We start from the raw sequence: 14,612 nt of genomic DNA on the forward strand, positions 1-14,612 counted from the left end.
TTACCAAGAGTGTCACTACTTGATCGAGCCGGCCGTCAGGCCGCCGACGACCTTGCGTTCGATCAGGGCGAACAGGATGATCACCGGGAGGGTGGCGATCACCGAACCGGCGAACAGGTTCTGCCAGTCCACCGAGTACTGTCCGATGAAGGAGTTCAGCGCCACCGTCAGCGGCTGGTTCTCCGGGCTGGTGGTCAGCGTCAGCGCGACCACGAACTCGTTCCACGCGGCGATGAAGGTGAAGATCAGCGCGGTGATGACGCCGGGCATGGCCAGCGGCAGCGTGATCCTGAACAGCGCGCCGAAGCGCCCGTTGCCGTCCATGAACGCCGCCTCCTCCAGCTCCCTCGGGATGGAGGCGAAGTAGGCGTTGAGGATCCACACCGCGAAGGCCAGGTTGAACCCGCCGTTGACCAGGATCAGCGACCACGTCGAGTCGACCAGGCCGAACTGGTAGAACTCGCGGTAGATGCCGACGAGCATCGCGGTCGGCTGGAACATCTGGGTGATCAGCACCAGGATCAGGAAGGCCGTGCGGCCCCTGAAGTTGTGCCTGGCCGAGTAGTAGGCCGCGGGCAGCGCGACCAGCAGCACCAGCAGCGTCGAGCCCGCCGCGACCTTGAGCGTCACGAAGAGGTTGTCGGCCAGGCCGCCGGTCCAGAAGTTCAGCAGGTTCGACCACTCGAACGACGAGGGGAAGTATTCCGCCTCCCGCAGGCTGCTCTGCGGGCGCAGCGCGGTGAGCAGCATGACCAGGTAGGGGAAGAGGAAGATGAACGCGATCACGTAGGCCGAGGCCGCGACGACCACCTTCTTGAGCGACGGCATCGCGCCGCCCGTGACGGTACGGGAGTGGGCCATCACGCCACCTCCTGCTTCCACTTGGAGATCTTGAGGAAGATGGCGGTGAGGATGATCACCATGCCGAAGTTCACGACCGACATCGCCGCCGACTCGCCGATGTCCGAGCCCTTGAGGATGAACATGAAGATGGTCGAGGTCGCGGTGGAGTAGCCGGGCTGGCCGTGGGTCATCGACCAGATGATCGGGAAGCTGTTGAAGACGTTCATCACGTTGATCAGGGCGGCGACGGTCAGCGCGGGCCGCAGCAGCGGCAGCGTGATCGACCAGTACGTCCTGAACTTCGAGGCGCCGTCCATCTTGGCCGCCTCGTAGACGTCCGAGGGGATCGTGGCGAGGCCCGCCAGCAGCGCGTAGGTGGTGAACGGCACCGACACGAACACCGCCACGAAGATCAGCCAGGGGAACGCGGTGGCGGCCTGGCCGAGCTGGTCGGCGTCGGAGCCGCCCATCGCGGGGATCAGCCCGAGGTCACGCCTGATCAGGTTGATGATGCCGACCTCGGGGTCGAGCATCCACTTGAAGATGATCGACGTCATGAGCACCGAGGCGGCCCAGGGGGCGATGAGCGCCCACCGGGCGATCTTGCGCCCGGGGAAGCGCTGGTTGAACAGCTGGGCGAGGGCCAGCGAGATCAACACGGTGAAGCCGACGACGGCGACCACCCAGATGAGGCTGCGCAGCATCACCGGCCAGAAGTCGGTCTCGGCGAAGAGCTCGTCGTAGTTGTCGGTACCGTTCCAGCCGCGGACCACGCCGAACCGGCTGACCTCCAGGAACGACGTCCGAACCATCTCGATGACCGGCCACAGGACGACCAGGGCGATCAGCACCACCGCGGGTCCGACCCAGGCCAGGGGCTCCAGGACGCGCAGCCGCTTCATCCGGAGCTCCCCAGGAGATCCCGGGAGCGCGGGAGGTCGGTCAAGTCCCGAGCGGTGCGGTGACCCCGCGCTTTCCGCATCACGGGAACCCCTCTCTTGGTATGGTCCATACGTTCGAACAGGCTTCACCGCCGGGCCGGCGGGATGGGAGCCTGTGGCGGCCGGTCACGACCGGTCGCACGCCTTCGGGCGCGCGCGCGGGTGGTCAGGTGACGGCCGGCGCCGCCGTGGCGCCGGCCGTACCGAGCCCCGAGGATCAGCTGCCCTCGGCGACCTTCTGCAGATCACCGAGCACCTTCGCCGGGTCGTCCTTGACGGCCCCGCCGATGGTCTGCTTGATCGCGGTGTTCACCTCGGACCACTTGGGGTCCTTGAAGGGGTAGAAGCTGGCGTTGGGCAGCGCGTCGAGGAACGGCTTGAGCTTCTCGTCGCCCGACAGCTTCTCGATGCCGCCGTTGGTGACGGGCAGCAGCTTGTAGTTGTCGACGATCTTCTGGGTGGCGTCGCCGGTGTAGAAGTAGTCGAAGAACTTCTTGATCTCCGCGGCGTGGCCGTTCTTGTTGAACGCCATGATCCAGTCCATGACGCCCAGCGTGGTGTCGAGCGGTCCGGTCTTGCCGGCGATCGGGGCCACGGCGTACTTGCCGTTCACCGCGCCCTTGTCGAAGATCGGGATCGACATGGGGCCGCCGTTGACCATGCCGACCTTGCCCGCGGCGAAGTCCTCCCAGACCGTCTTGCGGTCCTTGGTGCCGGGGTTCGGGGTGGTGAGGCCGGCGTCGACCAGGCCCTTGACGTACTGGAAGGCCTCGACGTTGGCGGGGGAGTTGATCGTCCACTTGCCGGAGGCGTCGGTGTAGCCGCCGCCGTTGCCGAGCATCCACAGGAAGGACTCGGCCTGGGCCTCCTCCTGGCCGAGCGGCAGACCGAAGGGCTGGCTGACGCCCGCGGCCTTCAGCTTCTCGGCGGCCGCTTTCACCTCGTCCCAGGTCTTGGGCGGCTCGGCGATGCCGGCCTTCTCGAACAGCTCCTTGTTGTAGAAGAGCGCGCGGGCCGAGGAGACGAACGGGATGCCGTACGACGTGCCGTCGACCTTGCCGAAATCGGCGAACTTCGTGAGCATGTCCTTCGAGACCTCGGGGGAGAGGACCTCGTCGGTCTTGTAGAGCAGGCCGTCCTTGACGAAGCCCGAGTAGTCACCCGTCTGCAGGATGTCGGGCACCTGGCCGTTCTGGACCATGGTGGCGACCTGCTTGTCGATGTCGTTCCAGGAGATGACCTGGACCTCCACCTTGATGTTCGGGTTGGCCGCCTGGAAGCCGTCCACCACGGACTTCCAGAACTTCGTGCCGGCGTTGTCGGCCGTGGGGTTGTCGCCGTAGTCGGCGGCCACCATCTTCAGCGTGACCTGCTCGCCGCCGGCCGCCGCCCCCGTCGCTCCGCCGTCCGCGGGCTTGGCGGCGTCGCCGCCGCCACAGCTGGACAGGACCAGCATGGTGGCGAGGCCGAGAGCGGCGCCGCCCACAAGCTTGATGTTCACCGTAGATACCGCCTTCTCGTCGGACGGGCCGTTGGTCCATACCAGCCGGCGGAACCCGCCCAGGGATGAGGTGCGCGAGCCTGTCAGCGCCACGCGTTTGCGTCAGGGTAGGGCGGGATTCATCACCTGGTCTATACCGGCGCATATCGGTTTGAAAACAACACTGAGCAGCCGGTCTAGACCGGGTGAGTCAAGACTTGTTAGAAGGTGATTGTAATTGATGGCTTTCAATCAATTACAAACTTCGATCGCCGTCAAGAAGCCAAACGCGGCGGCCCAGGATGACGGGTCAGGCCGAGGTGACCCGGACCGCCTCGCGGATCACGTCGGAGACCTCCTTCGGCCGGGACACCGCGACGGCGTGCGAAGCGCCCGCGACCTCGACGCCGACCGCCCCCGCCCGCTTGGCCCCGAACCGCTGGACCTCGGGGTTGATCGCCTGGTCGGCGTCGGCGATGACCGCCCATGAGGGCTTCGTCTTCCAGGCCGCTGTGCTCGCGGTCTCGGTGAACGCCCCGGCGGCGAGCGGCCGCTGCGCCACCGCCAGAACCTTGGTGACCTCGCCGGGTACGTCCGCAGCGAAGACCTGAGGGAACATCTCGGGAGCGATCGTCAGCTCGACGGCGGGTTCGGCGCCCTCGACCGGGTAAACAGCCTGCCGCAGGCTCGCCCCCAGCGGCGGCTCAGGGAACCGTCCCTGCAGCTCGCCGAGGCTCTCGCCCTCTTCGAGGACGTAGGCGGCGACGTAGACGAGACCGACGACGTTCTCGGTCGCGCCTGCCACGGTGATGATCGCACCGCCATAGGAGTGGCCGACCAGCACGACGGGGCCGTCGATCTGGGCCGCCACGGACGCGATGTACGCCGCGTCGGAGGCCAGGCCGCGCAGCGGGTTGGGCGGGGCCACCACGGGGACGCCGTGCTGCTGCAGTTCGGCGATGACGCCGGACCAGCTGGCGGCGTCGGCGAACGCGCCGTGCACGAGGACGACTGTCGGGATGGTGCTTTCCGTCATGGAAGTGCTCCTTGTTCGGCAGGGTGTCAGGTGTTTCAGCGGCGATCCAAACAGGCCACGGTGCGGGCGGACGAGGCGGAAGCGTACTTCTGCCTGTGCTTCTGCCTCGTCTTCTTCCGATGCCGCTTGCTTGGATGTGCGGTGAACGGGCGCCCCCTTGTGCCGAAGCCCCCGCCTTTTCACCCATGTGGAGCGATCATGAGCAAGCCTGTCCTGGAACCCGCCGCGCGAGCCTTCGCCGAGGCCACCGCCCAGCCGCCCTATCTCTTCCAGCTCTCGCCGGACGAGGGCCGCAAGACCGTGAACGACGTCCAGTCCGGCCCCATCGACAAGCCCGCCGTGGACGAGGAGTGGGTGACGATCACCGGTGGCCCGACCGGTGAGGTCAGAGCCCGCATCGTCCGGCCGGCGGGCAGCACGGGCGTCCTTCCCGTGATCATTTACATCCATGGCGCCGGCTGGGTCTTCGGCAATGCCCACACTCACGACCGGCTGGTACGTGAGCTGGCGGTGGGCGCCGGTGCCGCCGTCGTCTTCCCCGAGTACGACCTGTCGCCTGAGCACCGCTATCCGGTGGCGATCGAGCAGAACTGGACGGTGGCGCATTGGATCACCGCCGAGGGCGCGGCCAGGGGCCTGGACGCCACGCGTGTCGCGGTGGCCGGCGACTCCGTCGGCGGCAACATGGCCGCCGCGCTGACACTGATGGCCAAGCAGCGCGGCGGGGTGACGCTGCGGCAGCAGGTGCTGTTCTACCCGGTGACCGACGCGTCCTTCGACACCGGCTCCTACCAGCAGTTCGCCGAGGGCTACTTCCTGCGCAGGGACGGCATGCGGTGGTTCTGGGACCAGTACACCACCGACGAGACCCAGCGAGCCGAGATCACCGCCTCCCCGCTGCGGGCCACCACCGAGGAGCTGACCGGCCTGCCTCCGGCGCTGGTCATCACCGCCGAGGCGGACGTGCTGCGGGACGAGGGCGAGGCGTATGCGAACAAGCTCCGCGCGGCCGGCGTGCCCGTGACCGCCGTGCGCTACCTGGGGATCATCCACGACTTCGTCATGCTCAACGCCCTGCGCGAGACCCAGGCGGCGGGGTCGGCGATCGGGCTGGCCATCGGCACGCTCCGGCAGGCCCTCGCCACGAGCTGAGGCTGTCCTCCTGACCCGTGCGGGGACCGCCGCCACGTCCGGCGGCCCCCGTGCCGACCCCCCGACCCCGGGACGGATTCATGCCTTCCAGCTTCGAGCACGCCCAGATACGCCACGCCAACCTCACCGGCCGGATCCCCGTCGTCTTCGTCCACGGCCTGTGGCTGCTGCCCACCAGCTGGGAGCGCTGGGCTCAGGTGTTCGCCGAGGCGGGATTCGCCCCCGTCACCCCGGCCTGGCCCAGCGCGCCGCCGGCCGGGGCCGCGCCTGCCAGGACGGCGCCTGCCGGGACGGCGCCTGCCGGGACGGCGCCTGCCAGGACGGCAGGCGAGGTGGCCGGCCACTTCGCGGACCTGATCGGCGGGCTCGATCGCCGGCCCGCCGTGGTCGGCCACTGCACCGGCGGCCTGCTCGCGCAGATCCTCGCAGGGCGCGGCCTGGCCTGCGCCGCCGTGGCCATCAGCCCCGCACCCCTCCAGGGCGCGCTGCCGCTGCCGATCTCCCCTCCGCGCGCCCCCGTCCGCGCGCCGGCCGATCCGGCCGTCGTCGGCAGCGCCGTCCCGCTCACCTACGACCAGTTCCGCCACGCCTTCGCCAACGCCGTCGACGAGGCAGAGGCCGAGCGCTTGTACGAGACGTTCGCCGTCCCCGCACCGGGCGTGCCGCCGCTCCAGGCAGCCGCCGCCTTCGACCCGTGGAGCGAGCCCGAGGTCGACCGCACCGCGAAGGACAGGGGCCCGCTGCTGCTCATGTCAGGCGAGATGGACCGCATCGTCCCGTGGGCCGTCGCCCACGCCTCCTACGAGAGCCAGGTCCGCAACGAGCACCACCTGACGGAGATCCTCGAGATGCCCGGCCGCGGGCACTCGCTGACCGTCGACGGCGGCTGGCGCGAGGTCTGCGGCACCGCCCTGACGTTCATCCAGCGTTTTGTGGACGCGTGACGGCACCTGACCGGGCGACCTGCTCGAGGAGCTCGAGCACCCTGGTCGCCCTGACGGCGTCACCGGCGGCCTCGTGCAGCTCCATGGCTTCACGGAACGCTTCGCGGGCCTGCTCGACCTGCTCCAGCTGGACCAGCGCCTTGCCCAGGCTGGTCAGTGTCGTCGCCACGGCCCGGCTGATCGGGCGCTCCCGCATCTCCCGCAACGCCTGGCGGTAGTGGTCGGCGGCCTCCTGCCAGCGTCCGAGGGCGGAGTAGCCGTCACCCACCAGATCCAGCGTCGCGCCGACGGCCTGGTTGACGATGGCGGGCGAGCCGCCGAAGGCGGGATCGCGCAGCCGGTCCACCAGGGCCAGGTTGTGCCGGACGGACTCCTCCACCCGGCCGAGCCGGCGCAGGCAGTGCCCCATGCTGGTCATGGCCTGGGCGTAGCCCTCCGTGTCCCCTGCCTGCTTGAAGCACTCCGCCGCCTGCCGGGTGTAGCTCAGACCGCTCTCCTTGCTCGGCTGGTCGTCGCGAGCCCACAGCGACCAGGTGGCGTAGATCAGCGACCAGCCCTGCTGGCGCACGTCGCCGATGTCGCGGGCCAGCTCCAGCGCGCGCAGGGCGGTCGCCTCCGCCTCGTCGTAGCGAGCCTGGCAGTAGGTCTGCGCCCAGGACAGGTAGTTGAGATGCACCGCCTCCTGCCCGCGGTCGCCCATGGCGCGGGCGGCCCTGGCGGACAGGTCGAACACCTCGGGCCAGTGCCCCCAGTGCATCCACAGGTCCGAGAACCAGTGCATGGCCTCGGCCACCTCGACGACGCGCGCGTGCTCGCCGACGCGGAAGGCCTGTCTCAGCGCCGCCAGCCACGCCTCGCCCTCCGTCTGGAGCCACTCCTGTGCCTGCTGCGAGCTGTTCAGCTCGACGAGGGAGCTCCAGTCCGGCGGCGGGGCGCCGTAGTCCGGCTCGAACCAGCGCCCGGCGATCGTGGCGACCTCGAGCAGCCAGTCGTCCATACGCCGCCGGGCCTGCCGCTGGGTCTGGACGGGCTCCTCCTCGGACAGCCGGGCGCGGGCGAACAGCCGTACCAGGTCGTGGAAGCGGTAGCGGCCCACGTACGGCGACTGCAGCAGGCCGAGGTCGACGAGTTCCTCCAGGGCGTCCTCGGCCTCGACCCGGCCGAGCTCGGCCAGGACCGCCGTCATCGGCACCCCGAACTCCGGCGCCGCGGCCAGCGCCAGGCGGCGGAAGCTCTGCCGGGCCGGCAGGGAGAGCTGCCGGTACGACAGCGCGAAGGCGGCGGCCACGGACAGGTCTCCCGCGGACAGGGACTCCACTCGCCGTCCCTCGTCGCCAAGGCGTGCGGCCAGTTGCCCTGCTGTCCAGCCGGGCCTGCTCTGCAGCCGGTTCCCGGCGATGCGCAGCGCCAGCGGCAGGTTCCCGCACAGGCTCGCCACCTGTGCCACCCCGTCCGGATCGGCCGCGGCGCGCTCCGCGCCCACGATCGCGCGCAGGAGGGCGGCCGCCTCCTCCGCGGCCAGGTGCGCCAGCGGGAGCTGGTGTACGCCTTCCAGCCCTGCCAGTGGCCTGCGGCTGGTGACCAGCGTCATCACCGGACCGGCCGAGGGCAACAGCGAACGCACCTGGCCTTCGTGGGCCGCGTTGTCCAGGATGATCAGGCACCGCCGTTCGCGCAGCAGGGCCCGGTATTGGCCTGCGCGGTCCTCCTCGTCGGCGGGGACGCGCCGCTCGGCCACGCCCAGGGCCTTGAGCAGCCGGGACAGCGCCGTCCCCGAGTCCAGTGGCACCGGATCCATGCCGCGCAAGTCCAGGTAGAAGCGGCCGTCGGGGAACAGATCGTCCAGTTGCCCTGCGGCTCGCACGGCCAGCGCTGTCTTGCCGATGCCGGCGGCGCCGGAGACGGCGGCCACGACGGCGGCCTGCTCGTCTCCCGTCCGACCCGCCAGTTCGCGCAGCGCACGCAGTTCCCGTGTCCGCCCGGTGAAGTCGCCCACTCCGCGGGGCAGCTCACACGCTCCCGGCGCGGGGGCCTCCTGGCGCGGTCGTCCCGCCCGTGCCGCCTCCGACAGCGCCATCCGCTGCGCGTCGTCCAGCCGCAGCGCCTCGGCCAGTGCCTCCACGGTGCGCCGTTGCGGGCCCCGGCTGGTTCCGCGCTCCATGTCGCCGATGGCCCGTACGCTCACGCCGGACGTGTGGGAAAGCTCCTCGATCGTCAGCTTGGCGGCGTGTCGCAAGCTCCGCAGCAACCTGCCGAACGACTCCGCCACCCGTCCCCCTCACGATCGCCCTCGGCGAAGTACTACAAACGCCGCAGACCAACCCTATCCACCCGCTGAGAGCGGATGTTCTCCTGCACGCCAGAGCTGCCGCCTGCTCGGAGAGGGGCACGGCCGAGGTGGTCGTTCTCTGCCGCGCCGCCGCTATTGGACGTGCCGGTGGACGTCCTCCCCTTCCGCCGGAGCGGCGATCCACGGGCCCTCGACGGACGGGTCGAGAATCCCCTCCTCCACGAAGGTGTAGCGGCCGTCGAGGACGTATCCCGCCACCCTCGCGTCATGGGCGTCGCTGTTGTGCCACAGCCTGTCGAACAGCGTGTCCACCCTGATCCTGGCCTGGCGGCAGAAGACGTCGGCCAGCTCCATGGGGCGCCGTCCGAGGTCGCGAGAGTCCTCCTCGGCCCGCACGCAGACCGCGGTCATCGCGAACAGCTCGGCGCCGATGTCGACGATCCTGCCGAGGAAGGTTTGCTTACGCTCCAGGCCGCCCTGCCACCGCGACATGGCGTAGAAGGTGGATCTGGCCAGCTTGCGGCTGGTCCGCTCCACGTGGCGCAGGTGCTGGGCCAAGGGCCCGAAGTCGCCGTAGGCGACCGGCAGCGTGCCCCCGCCGACGACCAGCCCCGGCAGCCACTTGGCGTAGAAGGCGCCGGCTCTCCTGAGCGCTCTCGCCCGCTCCTGCCGGGAGGCGCCCGGATCGATCAGCTCACCGGCCACGGACAGGTGCGCGTCGACGGCCTCCCTCGCGATCAGCAACCGCATGATCTCCGAGGAGCCCTCGAAGATCCGGTTGATGCGCAGGTCGCGGAGGATCTGCTCGGCGGGCACGCCGCGCTCGCCGCGCGCGGCCAGCGACTCGGCCGTCTCGTAGCCGCGCCCGCCCCTGATCTGGACCAGCTCGTCGCCCACCCGCCAGGCCATCTCGCTGGCGAACAGCTTGGCGAGCGCGGCCTCGATCCTGATGTCGTTGGACTCGTCGTCGGCCATCCTGCTCGACAGGTCGCACACCGCCTCCAGCGCGTAGGCCGTCGCCGCGATGAACGCGACCTTGGTGGCCACCGCCTCGTGCTCGCCGACCCGGTGCCCCCACTGCACGCGCGCGTTGCACCACTCACGGGCGATCTTCACCGCCCATTTGGCGTTGCCCGCGCAGGTGGCCGGCAGCGACAGCCGACCGGTGTTCAGCGTGGTGAGCGCGATCTTCAGGCCCTGGCCCTCGCGGCCGATCCTGTTGCGCGCGGGGACGCGGACGCCCTCGAACCGGGTCACCCCGTTCTCGATCCCGCGCAGGCCCATGAAGGAGTTGCGGCGCTGGACCGTGATGCCGGGCGACCCCGCCTCGACCACGAAGGCGCTGATCTTCTGGCCGGTCCTGGCCATCACGACGAGCAGGTCGGCGACCACGCCGTTGGTCGTCCACAGCTTGACCCCGTCGAGCACGTACTCGTCCCCGTCGAGGGTCGCGGTCGTGGACAGCCGCGCCGGGTCGGAGCCCACGTCGGGCTCGGTCAGCAGGAACGCCGAGATCTCGCCTCGGGCGCAGCGCGGCAGGAACTCGCGCTTCTGCTCCTCGGTGCCGAACAGCCGCAACGGCTGCGGCACCCCGATCGACTGGTGCGCCGACAGCAGCGCGGACAGCGCGGGACAGTAGGAGCCGACGAGCATGAGCGCCTTGCTGTAGTAGAGGTGTGACAGGCCGAGCCCGCCGTACTCCTCCTCGATCGTGATGCCGAACGCGCCCAGGTCGGCCAGGCCCTTGACCACCTCGTCGGGCACGACCGCGGTCCGCTCGATCTGCGCGGGATCCACCCGCGAGTCGAGGAACCTCCTGAGGGCCCTGACGAACTCCTCGCCCTTCTTGGTGGCCGACTCGTCCAGCGTGGGGATCGGGTGGACGAGGTCGAGGCGGAAGTCCCCGAGGAAGAGCTGCCTGCCGAAGCTCGGCCGCTCCCACTCGACCTGCCTGGCCTGCTCCGCGACCTCTCGCGCCCGCGCGTACTCGGTCATGACCGCCTCCCGCCTGCTCCCCGATTCTGTTCTTCCCCCCGCGCGCCATCGACACCTGCTTTTTGGTGCTGTACGGCCAGCCCGGGGGCCCAACCTGTTTTTCGGTGCTGTACGGCCAGCCCGGGGCCCGACCTGTTTTTTGGTGCTGTACGGCCAGGCCCGGTTAGGCCCACCCTCCGCCCGTGGCCGGGGTCTGTCCAGGGGCACGGCAAACGAGCGCACGTGGCCGGGGTCGCGTTACGCCGGGATCGTCGGCGTGGCGGCTTCGGTCCGTGGCGTGGCCGGTGGGCTGCCGGGCGTGGCGGGGCGGTGCCGGGCCGGGCGGGGTGGGCGCAGGTGGGGAAGTCTCGCGCTACGCCCCGCCGGGTTCACGGGCGACGTTGCGGTGGCGGGTGCTCCCGTACTACGCCCCTCGGTTCTACGGGCTGCGTCGACGTGGGTGCTTCCGTTACGCCTCGCTGGTCTTACGGGCGACGTTGCGGCTGGTTACCGGAGTCCTGCTGGAGTGTGCCTGAAAGACAGACGGCCACCGGTGACTCCGGTGGCCGTGGGGTGGCTTTGCCGTACAGGCTTATAGGGGTTTGCCGTACAGGCTTATGAGGGGTTTGTCGGTTGGGCCGAGAAAACGGGCGGCGGAGAACCGGGTTAGTTGGGCACGCGGGCGACGCAGAAGACGGTTTGTCCGAAGGGGGGACGGATGAAGCGTTCGATCAGGCGGGTGGCGGGGACCACGGTGCGGTCGTAGATCTTGACCAGGCGGGGGTCGGGGTAGCCGACGCCGCCCCGGCGGACCGCCGCCCACCAGGCGATGCCGCCCAGGAAGTTGATCGGCTTGATCACGTCGATGTCGAGGCCCGCCTTGGCCACCGAGCTGCTCAGCGTCTTCGGCGTGTAGCGCTGGACGTGGCCGACCTTCTTGTCGAAGTCTCCGTAGAGCTGCATGTAGCCCGGAACCCAGATGATGATCCGGCCGCCCGGCGTCACGACGCGGGCCAGCGAGCGCAGGGCCTCGGCGTCCTCCTCGATGTGCTCGAGGACGTTCATCATGACGACGGTGTCGACCTTCTCCTCCATCGGAACCGCGTCGGGGAGGGCGAAGTGCAGCACGTCGACGTCGGAGCGGTCGGCGAACCGCTTGCGCAGCTGGTCGACGCAGTAGGGGTCGAAGTCGCTCACCACGAGCCGGTCGAGGCGGGGCAGGAACTGCTCGGCGAAGTGCCCGAGGCCCGAGCCGATCTCCAGCATGGAGCGGCCGACGTGGGGTGCGACCATGTCGAACTCGTACTGCCGGTAGTTCTTGGCCTCGTCGCCGCCGAGGTGGTTTTCCAGAGCCTCGTCGCCGGCCGCCGGCTGGACCACGCGGTCGTACCCAGATGACATGAGAGCTGTTCCTCCAAGAATGCGGTGCCGCTGAGTCTAGTGCCCGCCCCGGTGGCCGGGTCACTCCAACCGTCGAACTCGCGAACGGGCACTCCGGACCGTATTCGACGCGTTACGCTGAGCTCACGCGTGAATCCCACACCCGAAGGGCTTCTCGTCCAGGGCGCGCGGAACCGGCGCCGGAAAACCCTTCCGCGAAGGCCCTCCCTTGGGATGGAATCTGACTCGCCCATGGATGACGACGAGGCGATAGCCCGCGCTCTTGACGGCGACCTGTCCGCCTACGAGGCGCTCGTCGCCCGCTACAGCGCACTCGCGCACCGCACCGCCGCCATGCTCGGCGCCGGCGACGAGGCGCAGGACGTGGTGCAGGAAGCGTTCGTGAAGGCGTTCAAGCACTTGGCCGGCTTCAGGAAGGACGCGCCGTTCCGCCCCTGGCTGCTGCGGATCGTCGCCAACGAGACCCACAACCTCACCCGGTCGAGGGGGCGCAGGTCCGAGCTGACGCAGAAGCTCGGCGCGATGGCCACCACCCAGGCCGCCGACGACCCCGAGGGGACGGCTGTCGCGGGCGACCGCAGGGAGCGCCTGCTGGCCGCCGTGCGCCGGCTGCCTGATCGGGAACGGGAAGCGGTGGTCTGCAGGTACTTCTTGCAGTTGTCGGAGCAGGAGACCGCTCAGGTGCTCGACTGGCCGGTCGGCACGGTCAAGTCGAGGACGCATCGCGGACTGGCCAGACTGAGGGAGGAGGTGGGACGTGACCTCGCCTGACGACGACCTCGAGGCCGAGCTCATGGCCCTCGCCGACTTCGTCGACCTGCCCGGCGTCCCGCCGCCGGCCGAGGTGGCCGCGGCCGTACGGGCTCGCATCGAGGAGCCCGAGCCCGCGCCGTCTCCGCCGGTGCGGCGGCGGCGGAGGTGGCGGCTCGTCGCGGCCGTCGCGATCGTGGTCGTCGCGCTGACCGCCGCCACCCCGCAGGGCAGGGCCGCCGTGGTGCACATCCTGCGGCTGGCGGGCATCGAGGTGCGCGTCGGTGAGGCGGGCACGCCGCCCGCCACCGCCGTCCCGCTGCCGGGGGAGCGGGAGGTCTCGCTGGCCGAGGCGCGGCGGCTGGCCGGATTCCCCGTCAAGGTGCCGGCCGAGCTGGGCGAGCCCGAGCGCGTCACGGTCAGCGACGGCGACAGGATCGTCTCGCTGTTCTGGGCGGACGGCGTCCGGCTCGACCAGTTCGAAGGGCTGACCCCCTACTTCGTCAAGCAGCTGAGCGAGCCATGGCCGGAGAGCGTCGGCGCCAACGGCTGGTGGATCGCGAAGGAGCACACGCTCAGCCGCCTCAGCAGGGAGGACGGCAGCGAGCTTCCCTTGCGCCTGGCCGGCCCCACCCTCATCTGGTTCGACGGCGACCTCGCGCACCGCCTCGAGGGGGTCACCGCCAAGCAGCGGGCCGTGGAGATCGCCTCCTCACTCCGCTGAGGGCGAGGCGAGCCAGTCGTCCACGCCCTTCAACAGCTCCTTGCGCACCGACTCGGGGGCGGCCGACGACCTGATCGACTGCCGCGCCAGCTCGGCCAGCTCCTGGTCGCTGAAGCCGTAGACGTGGCGCGCCAGCTCGTACTGCGGCAGCAGCCTGGCCCCGAACAGCAGCGGGTCGTCGGCGCCCAGCGCGATCGGCACCCCGGCGTCGAACAGCCTGCGCAGCGGCACGTCCTCCGCCCCCGGGACCACGCCGAGCCCGACGTTGGAGGTCGGGCACACCTCGCAGCAGATCTGCCGGTCGGCCAGCCGCTCCATCAGCCGCGCCGACTCCGCCGCCCGCACGCCGTGTCCGACCCTGTCGGCGTCGAGGTCGTCGACGCACTCCGCGACGCTCTCGGGACCGAGCAGCTCACCTCCGTGAGGCACCGCCAGCAGCCCCGCCCGCCTGGCGATCCTGAAGGCGTGCTCGAACTCGCGCGCCCGCCCCCTGCGCTCGTCGTTGGACAGCCCGAACCCGACCACGCCCCTGCCGGCGTACTGCGTGGCGAGCCTGGCCAGTGTCCTGGCGTCGAGCGGGTGCCTGGTCCTGTTCGCCGCCACGACGGTCGCGATCCCGATGCCCGCCGCCTTGGCGGCCCGGTCGACGGCGTCGAGCATCAGCTCCAGCGTCGTGGTCAGCCCGCCGAACCGTGAGGCGAACCCCGAGGGGTCCACCTGGATCTCCAGCCAGCCCGAGCCCTCGGCGGCCTCGTCCTCGGCCGCCTCGCGCACCAGCCGGTAGATGTCCTCCTCGCGCCTCAGCACCGACCTGGCGATGTCGTACAGGCGCTGGAACCTGAACCAGCCCCGCTCGTCGGTCGCGTGGAGCTGGGGCGGCCAGTCCTCTTCAAGCGCGTCGGGCAGGTGCAGGCCCTGCTCCCTGGCCAGTTCGATCAGCGTCGAGTGCCGCATCGAGCCGGTGAAGTGCAGGTGCAGATGAGCCTTGGGCAGCTCGGCCAGGGGACGTGGCATTTCCATATGGTGCCACTCAACCTCGCGGTGGGTTGACGCGTTGGGAGGGGCGAAAGGGGACCT

General features: G+C 70.2%; 12 protein-coding genes. 4 read left to right on the top strand and 8 right to left on the bottom strand.

Features of this window, described 5'->3' with window-relative positions:
* Positions 1-15: 15 nt before the first annotated feature.
* From H4W81_RS40095 to H4W81_RS40110, 4 genes are all read right to left on the bottom strand, one after another.
* The gene (locus H4W81_RS40095; RefSeq protein WP_192779566.1) at positions 16-861 is read right to left on the bottom strand and encodes a carbohydrate ABC transporter permease; all 846 of its coding nucleotides are present in this window, start codon (positions 859-861) and stop codon (positions 16-18) included.
* On the bottom strand, positions 861-1,745 hold the full coding sequence (locus H4W81_RS40100) for a carbohydrate ABC transporter permease (protein WP_192779567.1): 885 nt from the start codon (positions 1,743-1,745) through the stop codon (positions 861-863). The genes H4W81_RS40095 and H4W81_RS40100 overlap by 1 nt, the downstream gene beginning before the upstream one ends.
* Before the next feature lie 256 nt (positions 1,746-2,001).
* On the bottom strand, positions 2,002-3,285 hold the full coding sequence (locus H4W81_RS40105; protein ID WP_318782363.1) for an extracellular solute-binding protein: 1,284 nt from the start codon (positions 3,283-3,285) through the stop codon (positions 2,002-2,004).
* Positions 3,286-3,574: 289 nt separating this feature from the next.
* Positions 3,575-4,300 carry an alpha/beta fold hydrolase gene (locus H4W81_RS40110; protein WP_192779568.1) on the bottom strand — a complete coding sequence of 242 codons (726 nt, stop codon included), beginning with the start codon at positions 4,298-4,300 and terminating at the stop codon, positions 3,575-3,577.
* Positions 4,301-4,498: 198 nt separating this feature from the next.
* Here H4W81_RS40110 and H4W81_RS40115 point away from each other — a divergent pair, with 198 nt between their 5' ends.
* Both H4W81_RS40115 and H4W81_RS40120 read left to right on the top strand, forming a co-directional pair.
* On the top strand, positions 4,499-5,452 hold the full coding sequence (locus H4W81_RS40115; protein ID WP_192779569.1) for an alpha/beta hydrolase: 954 nt from the start codon (positions 4,499-4,501) through the stop codon (positions 5,450-5,452).
* Positions 5,453-5,532: 80 nt separating this feature from the next.
* Entirely contained in the window at positions 5,533-6,396 is an 864-nt protein-coding gene (locus H4W81_RS40120) for an alpha/beta hydrolase (RefSeq protein ID WP_192779570.1), read from the top strand.
* On the opposite strand, the gene H4W81_RS40125 is transcribed toward H4W81_RS40120, so the two are convergent.
* The 3 genes from H4W81_RS40125 to H4W81_RS40135 form a co-directional block, all read right to left on the bottom strand.
* Positions 6,371-8,665 carry a tetratricopeptide repeat protein gene (locus H4W81_RS40125; protein ID WP_192779571.1) on the bottom strand — a complete coding sequence of 765 codons (2,295 nt, stop codon included), beginning with the start codon at positions 8,663-8,665 and terminating at the stop codon, positions 6,371-6,373. The two genes, H4W81_RS40120 and H4W81_RS40125, sit on opposite strands and share 26 nt — an antisense overlap.
* A 153-nt stretch (positions 8,666-8,818) precedes the next feature.
* Positions 8,819-10,681: an acyl-CoA dehydrogenase family protein gene (locus H4W81_RS40130; protein WP_192779572.1), complete on the bottom strand. Its 1,863-nt coding sequence runs from the start codon at positions 10,679-10,681 to the stop codon at positions 8,819-8,821.
* 645 nt (positions 10,682-11,326) lie between these two features.
* The gene (locus tag H4W81_RS40135) at positions 11,327-12,061 is read right to left on the bottom strand and encodes a class I SAM-dependent methyltransferase (protein ID WP_192779573.1); all 735 of its coding nucleotides are present in this window, start codon (positions 12,059-12,061) and stop codon (positions 11,327-11,329) included.
* Between the two features lie 231 nt (positions 12,062-12,292).
* Here H4W81_RS40135 and H4W81_RS40140 point away from each other — a divergent pair, with 231 nt between their 5' ends.
* Positions 12,293-12,832 (top strand): RNA polymerase sigma factor, encoded by a 540-nt coding sequence (locus tag H4W81_RS40140; protein WP_192779574.1) that lies wholly within the window; start codon positions 12,293-12,295, stop codon positions 12,830-12,832.
* Positions 12,819-13,535 carry a hypothetical protein gene (locus H4W81_RS40145; protein WP_192779575.1) on the top strand — a complete coding sequence of 239 codons (717 nt, stop codon included), beginning with the start codon at positions 12,819-12,821 and terminating at the stop codon, positions 13,533-13,535. The genes H4W81_RS40140 and H4W81_RS40145 overlap by 14 nt, the downstream gene beginning before the upstream one ends.
* Here the strand turns inward: H4W81_RS40145 and H4W81_RS40150 are convergent.
* The gene (locus H4W81_RS40150; RefSeq protein ID WP_420538732.1) at positions 13,524-14,549 is read right to left on the bottom strand and encodes an adenosine deaminase; all 1,026 of its coding nucleotides are present in this window, start codon (positions 14,547-14,549) and stop codon (positions 13,524-13,526) included. The two genes, H4W81_RS40145 and H4W81_RS40150, sit on opposite strands and share 12 nt — an antisense overlap.
* Positions 14,550-14,612 lie beyond the last annotated feature (63 nt).

Origin of the sequence: Nonomuraea africana (assembly GCF_014873535.1) — a bacterium.
Lineage (GTDB): Bacteria > Actinomycetota > Actinomycetes > Streptosporangiales > Streptosporangiaceae > Nonomuraea > Nonomuraea africana.

Excerpts from the sequence above, each read along its gene's own strand:
- H4W81_RS40120 (WP_192779570.1), top strand. The coding sequence starts at position 5,533 with ATGCCTTCCAGCTTCGAGCACGCCCAGATACGCCACGCCAACCTCACC.
- H4W81_RS40115 (WP_192779569.1), top strand. The coding sequence starts at position 4,499 with ATGAGCAAGCCTGTCCTGGAACCCGCCGCGCGAGCCTTCGCCGAGGCC.
- H4W81_RS40110 (WP_192779568.1), bottom strand. The coding sequence starts at position 4,300 with ATGACGGAAAGCACCATCCCGACAGTCGTCCTCGTGCACGGCGCGTTC.
- H4W81_RS40100 (WP_192779567.1), bottom strand. The coding sequence starts at position 1,745 with ATGAAGCGGCTGCGCGTCCTGGAGCCCCTGGCCTGGGTCGGACCCGCG.
- H4W81_RS40150 (WP_420538732.1), bottom strand. The coding sequence starts at position 14,549 with ATGCCACGTCCCCTGGCCGAGCTGCCCAAGGCTCATCTGCACCTGCAC.
- H4W81_RS40130 (WP_192779572.1), bottom strand. The coding sequence starts at position 10,681 with ATGACCGAGTACGCGCGGGCGCGAGAGGTCGCGGAGCAGGCCAGGCAG.
- H4W81_RS40135 (WP_192779573.1), bottom strand. The coding sequence starts at position 12,061 with ATGTCATCTGGGTACGACCGCGTGGTCCAGCCGGCGGCCGGCGACGAG.
- H4W81_RS40140 (WP_192779574.1), top strand. The coding sequence starts at position 12,293 with ATGGATGACGACGAGGCGATAGCCCGCGCTCTTGACGGCGACCTGTCC.
- H4W81_RS40095 (WP_192779566.1), bottom strand. The coding sequence starts at position 861 with ATGGCCCACTCCCGTACCGTCACGGGCGGCGCGATGCCGTCGCTCAAG.